The sequence below is a fragment of the Mucilaginibacter sp. P4_D1 genome (assembly GCF_056401935.1).
In genome coordinates, this window is the sequence record NZ_JBFUIJ010000091.1 from 1 (window position 1) to 6,750 (window position 6,750).

Below are 6,750 nucleotides of genomic sequence, written 5' to 3' on the forward strand. Positions count from 1 at the left end.
TAATAAGTTCAGGTGGTCAAACGGGCAGTTTCCGTTGTTAAACCAATTGAGCATATCTATGAGTGGTAGCTTAAACTCGACATCGGCCAAAGCACCCGGCACGCCTAACGTAAATACCTTGCAAGGGGCGGGAGCACCACAGCTGCAACGTTTGGCACTGGTAAACAGCGACCCTAATTCATATGTAGATTTTAATGTGCCCTGGAATATATCTTTAAATTATAGTTATAGTTACAGCAATTATCTTAACCAGGTATCTACCAGCAACACGCTGATGATAAGCGGGGATGTAAGCATTACCCAAAAGTGGAAAATACAATATTCAACCAACTACGATTTTAAGGCAATGAAACTGGCCAGCGCTACTTCATTTTCCATTTATCGCGACCTGCATTGCTGGGACCTGTCGTTTCAATGGGTACCCTTTGGCTATTTAAAATCATATAATGTTACATTAAAGGTAAAATCGACTATTTTGCAGGACTTAAAACTGAGTAAGAGAAACGATTATTCAAGTAGCAGAACTTTTTATTAATTACTATGCTGGCAGAGATCATAACCATTGGCGACGAAATACTGATAGGACAAATTGTTGATACCAATTCGGCCTGGATGGCTAAGGAGCTCAATAAAATAGGGGTAAGGGTAAAACAAATCTCGTCGGTATCTGATGACAGGGAACATATCCTTAAGGCATTGGCCGAAGCAGCGGGCCGCGCTATGGTTGTTTTTATAACCGGTGGATTGGGGCCGACAAAAGACGATATCACCAAAAAAACATTAGCCGAGTACTTTGGCGTTGGTATGATGGAGGATAAAGACGCATTGGAAAATGTGGCGCGTATTTTTGCTAAATATAACCGGCCATTACTTGAAGTAAACAGATTACAGGCACAAGTACCAGCAAATTGCGAGATCATATTAAACAAAAACGGTACAGCGCCAGGTATGTGGTTTAATCATGATGGGGTGATATATGTATCGATGCCGGGGGTTCCGTTCGAGATGATGTATATGATGGAAGATGGGGTGATACCGAAGTTGAAGAATACGCTTAAACTGCCATCCATCATTCACAAAACACTTTTAACAGTTGGAGAAGGCGAATCATTTTTGGCCGAAAGAATTGCAGATATTGAAGATGCCTTACCATCGTATATTAAGCTGGCTTATTTACCCAAATTGGGCCAGGTTAGGCTGCGGCTGAGTGCTTTTGGTGATGACGTTGCTTTGATGCAAAAAGGCGTTGATGAATTTGCCGGAAAAATAATTGAACGCATAGGCCGGGTTTTTGTTGTTGCTGAAGACATTCCGTTAGAAAAAGCGATCCTGAACAAAATGGCCGAAAAAGGGCTTACTTTATCAGTGGCCGAAAGCTGTACCGGTGGATACCTTTCTCATCTTTTTACGCAGCACGCCGGTTCATCAAAAGTGTTTTTTGGTGGAGGAATTGTGTATTCGTACGAGTTGAAAGAGCATATTCTTGGGGTAAAACCAGAAACTTTGGCAACTTTTGGTGCCGTAAGCGAGCAAACTGTGAAGGAAATGGTAGAAGGTGCGTTATTAAATTTTAAGTCGGATTTTGCCATATCCATAACGGGCATAGCCGGCCCCGATGGAGGCACCGAAGATAAACCTGTTGGTACTGTGTGGATTGCGGTTTCGGGCAAGGGGAAATTGTTAGTAAAGAAATACACATTTGGCAACAAAAGGCAGCAAAACATCGAAAGGAGCGCTGTAACTGCATTGTCGATGTTGAATACTTTACTAACAGATGTTGCAGATTAACCTTCAAAATGCATAATTTTGTGCTTAAAGTATAATTTGTATCTATGGCCAAATATCAACTATTATTGCCAAAAATGGGTGAAAGTGTTGCGGAGGCAACCGTAATTAAATGGAATAAAAATCCAGGAGATCGCGTTGATGCCGACGAAGCAGTAATGGAGATTGCGACTGACAAAGTTGATTCTGATGTGCCATCACCCGTTGCCGGTAAATTAATAGAGCAGTTATACCAGGAAAACGATGTAGTGCAGGTAGGGGCGATAATTGCCATTATTGAAACTGACGAGCCGGAACAGGCAGCTGGCGGATCGGATGTAAGCTCAGCTCCTGAAGTTGAAACAACAATTCCTGCTATTGAAGTACCTCACGTAGCAGAATCAGCTGCCGCTGAAGAAAGTCAAACTGATTTTAAGGAATATACCCCGTTTAACGAGGTTAGGTATGATGCACCAGCGCCTGTGATTGAAAATCAAGAGGTGACAGAATATCAACCTGATATCGCGGCACCTGTTGATATCCCGGGAATTTCACAGCTTGAACCCCAGGCGCCATCGCCTTACGATCAGAATTTTAAAGGTGAAGGACGCTTTTACTCGCCTTTGGTACGTAACATCGCCAGCCAGGAAAACATCAGCATTGACGAACTTGATCGTATCCCCGGTACCGGGTCTGAAGGCCGTTTAACCAAAGATGATCTGTTAAGTTATATTCAGTATAAGAACTCCCCGGCATCTGCTCAAAAAACAGAAGTTACTGTTGAAAACAATACCCAAAGCATAGTACAACCCGTTACTGAAACTCCAGAAACAACCGTTGAGCCAACAAACGCTGTGTTACCTGAAGAAAGTGCGGTAAGCCAACCGGATACATTAAATCATGTAGTAATCGCCGAAGAGTCTGCCACTGCAATTCCAGAGCCTGAACCTGTTAAAGAGCCTGAGATTGCGGCACCGCCCAAACCGCAACCTGTTGCGGAGCCTGTAAAAGCACCCGAGCCCAAAGCAGAGGCTGCACCGGCAAAACCGACGCCGCCATTAAGCTCGGTTTCCGGAGCCGATGAGATTATCGAGATGGACAGGATGCGCCGACTGATTGCCGACCATATGGTGATGAGCAAGCAAACTTCGCCGCATGTTACCTCATTTGTTGAGGCTGATGTAACGGGCCTGGTTTTATGGCGCGAAAAGGTGAAAAGCAGTTTTGAAAAACGCGAGAATGAAAAAATAACCTTTACACCGATATTTATTGAGGCCGTAGTTAAGGCGATCAAAGATTTTCCGATGATTAACGTAACGGTTAATGGTACGCAAATCATTAAAAAGGCAGCCATCAATATCAGTATGGCAACGGCGTTGCCAAGTGGTAACCTGATAGTACCGGTGATTAAAAAAGCCGATGAGTTAAACCTGCTGGGAATTACCAAAGCAGTTAATGACCTGGCTAACCGCGCCCGTATAGGGAAATTATTACCGGATGATGTTAGGGACGGTACATTTACTATAACCAACGTAGGTTCGTTTGGGAATGTGATGGGTACACCAATTATTAACCAGCCACAGGTAGCTATACTGGCAGTTGGCGCCATCAAGAAAAAACCGGCTGTAATTGAAACTCCACAAGGTGATGTAATTGCCATCCGCCACATGATGTTCCTGTCGTTGTCATATGACCATAGGGTTGTTGATGGTGCCTTAGGAGGCTCATTTGTGCGCCGCGTAGCCGACTACCTGGAGAAATGGGATGCAAACAGAGAGATATAAACAACTCTTTATATAAAACAACAAAGCCGGACTAATCAATCCGGCTTTGTTGTTTTCAAACTTCTTTTTTTGGAAACGGAATGGCGTTTTATAAAATATAAAAATTCCTTCTTTAGGGAGATTTACAGGAAAAACCCAGCTAATTGGGTTAACATAACTTAACACATTTCAGATAAGATATTTATAAATATTTGATAGTCAATATTTTATATTTTATCATGGTTAACACTAAACTGATCGCACAATTTAGGCGCATCCAAATACTTGTGCCTGTTGTTGGCCAATACAAGTGCCTTCGGTAGACGGATCATTTAACCAGGATCAGCCAGTAAAAATAAGGCGCTGTTTGATGCTTATATGTTACCGACGCCATAAACTCATTCCATTAGCTATTTGGATGCGTTTACCCTGGGGAGATTTAGTGCGGTTCTCTACTTTACCAACTCAAAACCCCAGTCTTTACCTTTATCCACAGCAGGTACACCTTTGGCCATCCAGACAGGCATTGGTGCACCTTTCAAAAAGTGGTCGAAATATTGCTGTTCGCGGATAGTAATATCTTTGCGGTTTTGCCGCTGAACCAGGTTATGTGCTTCGCCGTTATATTGCAGCAGCCAAACCGGTTTGCCCAGGCGGCGCAGGGCTGTAAACATTTCTATTCCCTGGTACCAGGGCACCGCGCCATCAGCATCGTTACTCATAATCATAACCGGGGTTTGTACTTTGGGTAATTGGAATAAGGGTGAGTTCTCGATATACAACTCAGGCTTTTCCCATAATGTAGCGCCAATTCGGCTTTGTGTTTTCTCGTACTGAAACTGCCGGTTAACACCCGATTCCCAGCGGATACCGCCGTAGGCCGAGGTCATGTTGGCAACCGGGGCACCARCCCAGGCAGCGGCGTACATATTGGTTTGGGTAACCAGGTAGGCCACCTGGTAGCCTCCCCAGCTTTGCCCCTGGATGCCTATATGCGCGCCATCAACCCATGAATTCTTTTTCAGAGATTCGACCCCAGAATTGATGAATTCAACTGCCGAAGCGCCCGGATGGCCTGTTTCATAGCTGATATCAGGCGCAAAAACCAAATAGCCGTTACTTACAAAAAATGAAATGGGCAGGCGCGAAGGGGTAGGCGCAGGGGGCAGGTAGTTATACAATCCTTCGGATAGTTTCTCGTAAAAATAAACTACCATGGGGTATTTTTTATTAGCGTCGAAATCCTCGGGCTTATATAAAATACCGGTCGACTTATAACCCTTAGGTGTAGTCCAGTGCACCAGTTCGGCCGTTCCCCAGTTGTATTGGGCCTGCTGGGGGTTGATGCTGCTTAGCTTAGCCTCTTTTTTCAGGTCGGTTGACACGTACAAATCGGGCGAAGATTCATAATTCGCTTTGGTGTAGATGTAAATTGCCGCCTTTTTTGCCCGGGTTAAATCGCCATAGCTGTGTTTGCCCCAGGTTACCTTTTCAGGCGGTGATTTGCTCTCGGGTGTTTTTACAAAATATCCCCATTGCTTTGTTTCTTCATCCTGTGCCAGTAACCACATAGGCTGTTTTGAGGGAATAAATTTTTGTTCGGGATCGGTAATGTCGTACCGGATAATGAGTTTGTTTTTGCGCCCTATACCATTGGTAAAGTTTGTGGCGTCGCCCGTTGCCGGGTCAATGCTCCAGATATCGTACCGGTCGTAAATAAATATTGAATTATCGTCTTTTGTCCAGCCTGCTAAGCCGTAATCCTGGGCATAGTTGGGCACATCATTCAATTCGTCGCCCATTTTTGTGCCGATTGATTTAGTCAGGTTTGTTTTGGCGCCGGTCATGATCTGGTAGCTGTACCACTGCTGATCGGCAAAATTGAACCATGCCACAAATTGGCCGTCCGGCGAGATACGATAACTCGCTTTTACACCTTGGTTTATCAGCCGTTTGTTGCCGCTTTTGGTATCAATTAAAATGGCTTGTTGTTTGGTGTCGCCTTCCCATTGGGATTGTACGCGTGCGCCGGTATCTGTAACCCCCAAAACATAACGTGCGTCCTTATTCTCGGCCACAAAAACTTCGGGGATTGCCTTGTTGCCCAATTGTATCTGTTTGGATGTTGGGTCTTCGGGCCTGATTACAGCAAGATAGCTTCTTTTGAGTTCCTTTTGCAGGTTTTTTAGCTGTTGGGGCTGCAGGTAATCATCTTTATAATTCCAGATATCAAGCCGGGCTACTTCAAAATCAACAATGGTAGTATCGGCCGGTTTGGGGATAGGGGCGGTGCCAAAAAACAAGTTTGTGCCACTCTTGCTGAAATATATTTTACCATCGCCGCTCACGGCCCATTTATCGGGCATTGTTTCTAATCCTTCGGCGGCTATCACCGTAGCACTGTCGCGGGTTAGGTTGTAATAGTAAAGTTTAAATGGTTTTACCAGGGCTTTCTCGGGGTTCTTCTCGGCGGCAAAAGCAATTTGCCTGCCCGCGTCATCGATGGTTATGTTGTGGTAATTTCCCCTGCCTTTGCTGATAGCTTTTACTACATTTTTATCTACATCAAAAACATATAGGCCAGAAGTAACTTGCTTTTGCTTTGCCGGCGCGGTAACCGCAAAAGCCACCAGCTTACCATTCTTGCTTACCTGGTAATCGGTAACGTATTTAAATGTATGGGTTATGGTGCCTGCCAATTGTTTTACTGTAAGGTCGGCACCGTCCTGCGTTGACGGCGCGGTAGTTTCTTTAACAGCTTTTTTGGAGGTGTCGCCAGGCGAAGGCTTTTTTATTGTATCAGTAGCAGACAGATAGGCGATTACATTGGCGCTCTCGGCTATCTTAAAGTTTCTCACCGACGGTATTTTGATGATATTTTGGGTTGAAAGCGAAATAAATCCTAAAGTGTCCTTAGGGAATTCCGGCTGTTTTTTCTTCTTGATCTTAGCCTGCCTGGTATCTTTAAAAAAAGGCCTGATCTGGAATACAGCGAATTTACCATCGCTGCTGAAACGCGCCGTATCGGCACGTGGTATTTGCAATTTGGTCGTGTTTTTTGAATCAGTTATCACCAGTTGGGCATCGCCCTCCTGCGGTTTCACAACATACATAATCCATTTACCGTCATTACTTATCCGCTGGCCGGTTATGTTTTGCCATCCGTCAAAAACAGCATGGTCTAACGGTTTTTTTGGGATTGTTTGAGCGGATAGGCTAACAT

Annotated in this window: 3 protein-coding genes and 1 pseudogene; 3 read left to right on the forward strand and 1 reads right to left on the reverse strand. The window is 44.5% G+C overall.

The window, feature by feature from the left end:
* The 3 genes and pseudogenes from AC1DV1_RS30875 to AC1DV1_RS30885 form a co-directional block, all read left to right on the forward strand.
* Positions 1 to 535 (forward strand): annotated as a pseudogene (locus tag AC1DV1_RS30875) (LPS-assembly protein LptD); the annotation flags it as partial.
* 5 nt (positions 536 to 540) lie between these two features.
* Positions 541 to 1,788 carry a competence/damage-inducible protein A gene (locus AC1DV1_RS30880; protein WP_477368562.1) on the forward strand — a complete coding sequence of 416 codons (1,248 nt, stop codon included), beginning with the start codon at positions 541 to 543 and terminating at the stop codon, positions 1,786 to 1,788.
* 44 nt (positions 1,789 to 1,832) lie between these two features.
* The gene (locus AC1DV1_RS30885) at positions 1,833 to 3,548 is read left to right on the forward strand and encodes a dihydrolipoamide acetyltransferase family protein (protein WP_477368566.1); all 1,716 of its coding nucleotides are present in this window, start codon (positions 1,833 to 1,835) and stop codon (positions 3,546 to 3,548) included.
* A 431-nt stretch (positions 3,549 to 3,979) separates the two neighbouring features.
* Here AC1DV1_RS30885 and AC1DV1_RS30890 read toward each other — a convergent pair whose 3' ends face one another.
* On the reverse strand, positions 3,980 to 6,727 hold the full coding sequence (locus AC1DV1_RS30890) for a S9 family peptidase (protein WP_477368570.1): 2,748 nt from the start codon (positions 6,725 to 6,727) through the stop codon (positions 3,980 to 3,982).
* Positions 6,728 to 6,750 lie beyond the last annotated feature (23 nt).

Coding starts and splice junctions, on each gene's coding strand:
- AC1DV1_RS30880 (WP_477368562.1), top strand. CDS start 541: ATGCTGGCAGAGATCATAACCATTGGCGACGAAATACTGATAGGACAA.
- AC1DV1_RS30885 (WP_477368566.1), top strand. CDS start 1,833: ATGGCCAAATATCAACTATTATTGCCAAAAATGGGTGAAAGTGTTGCG.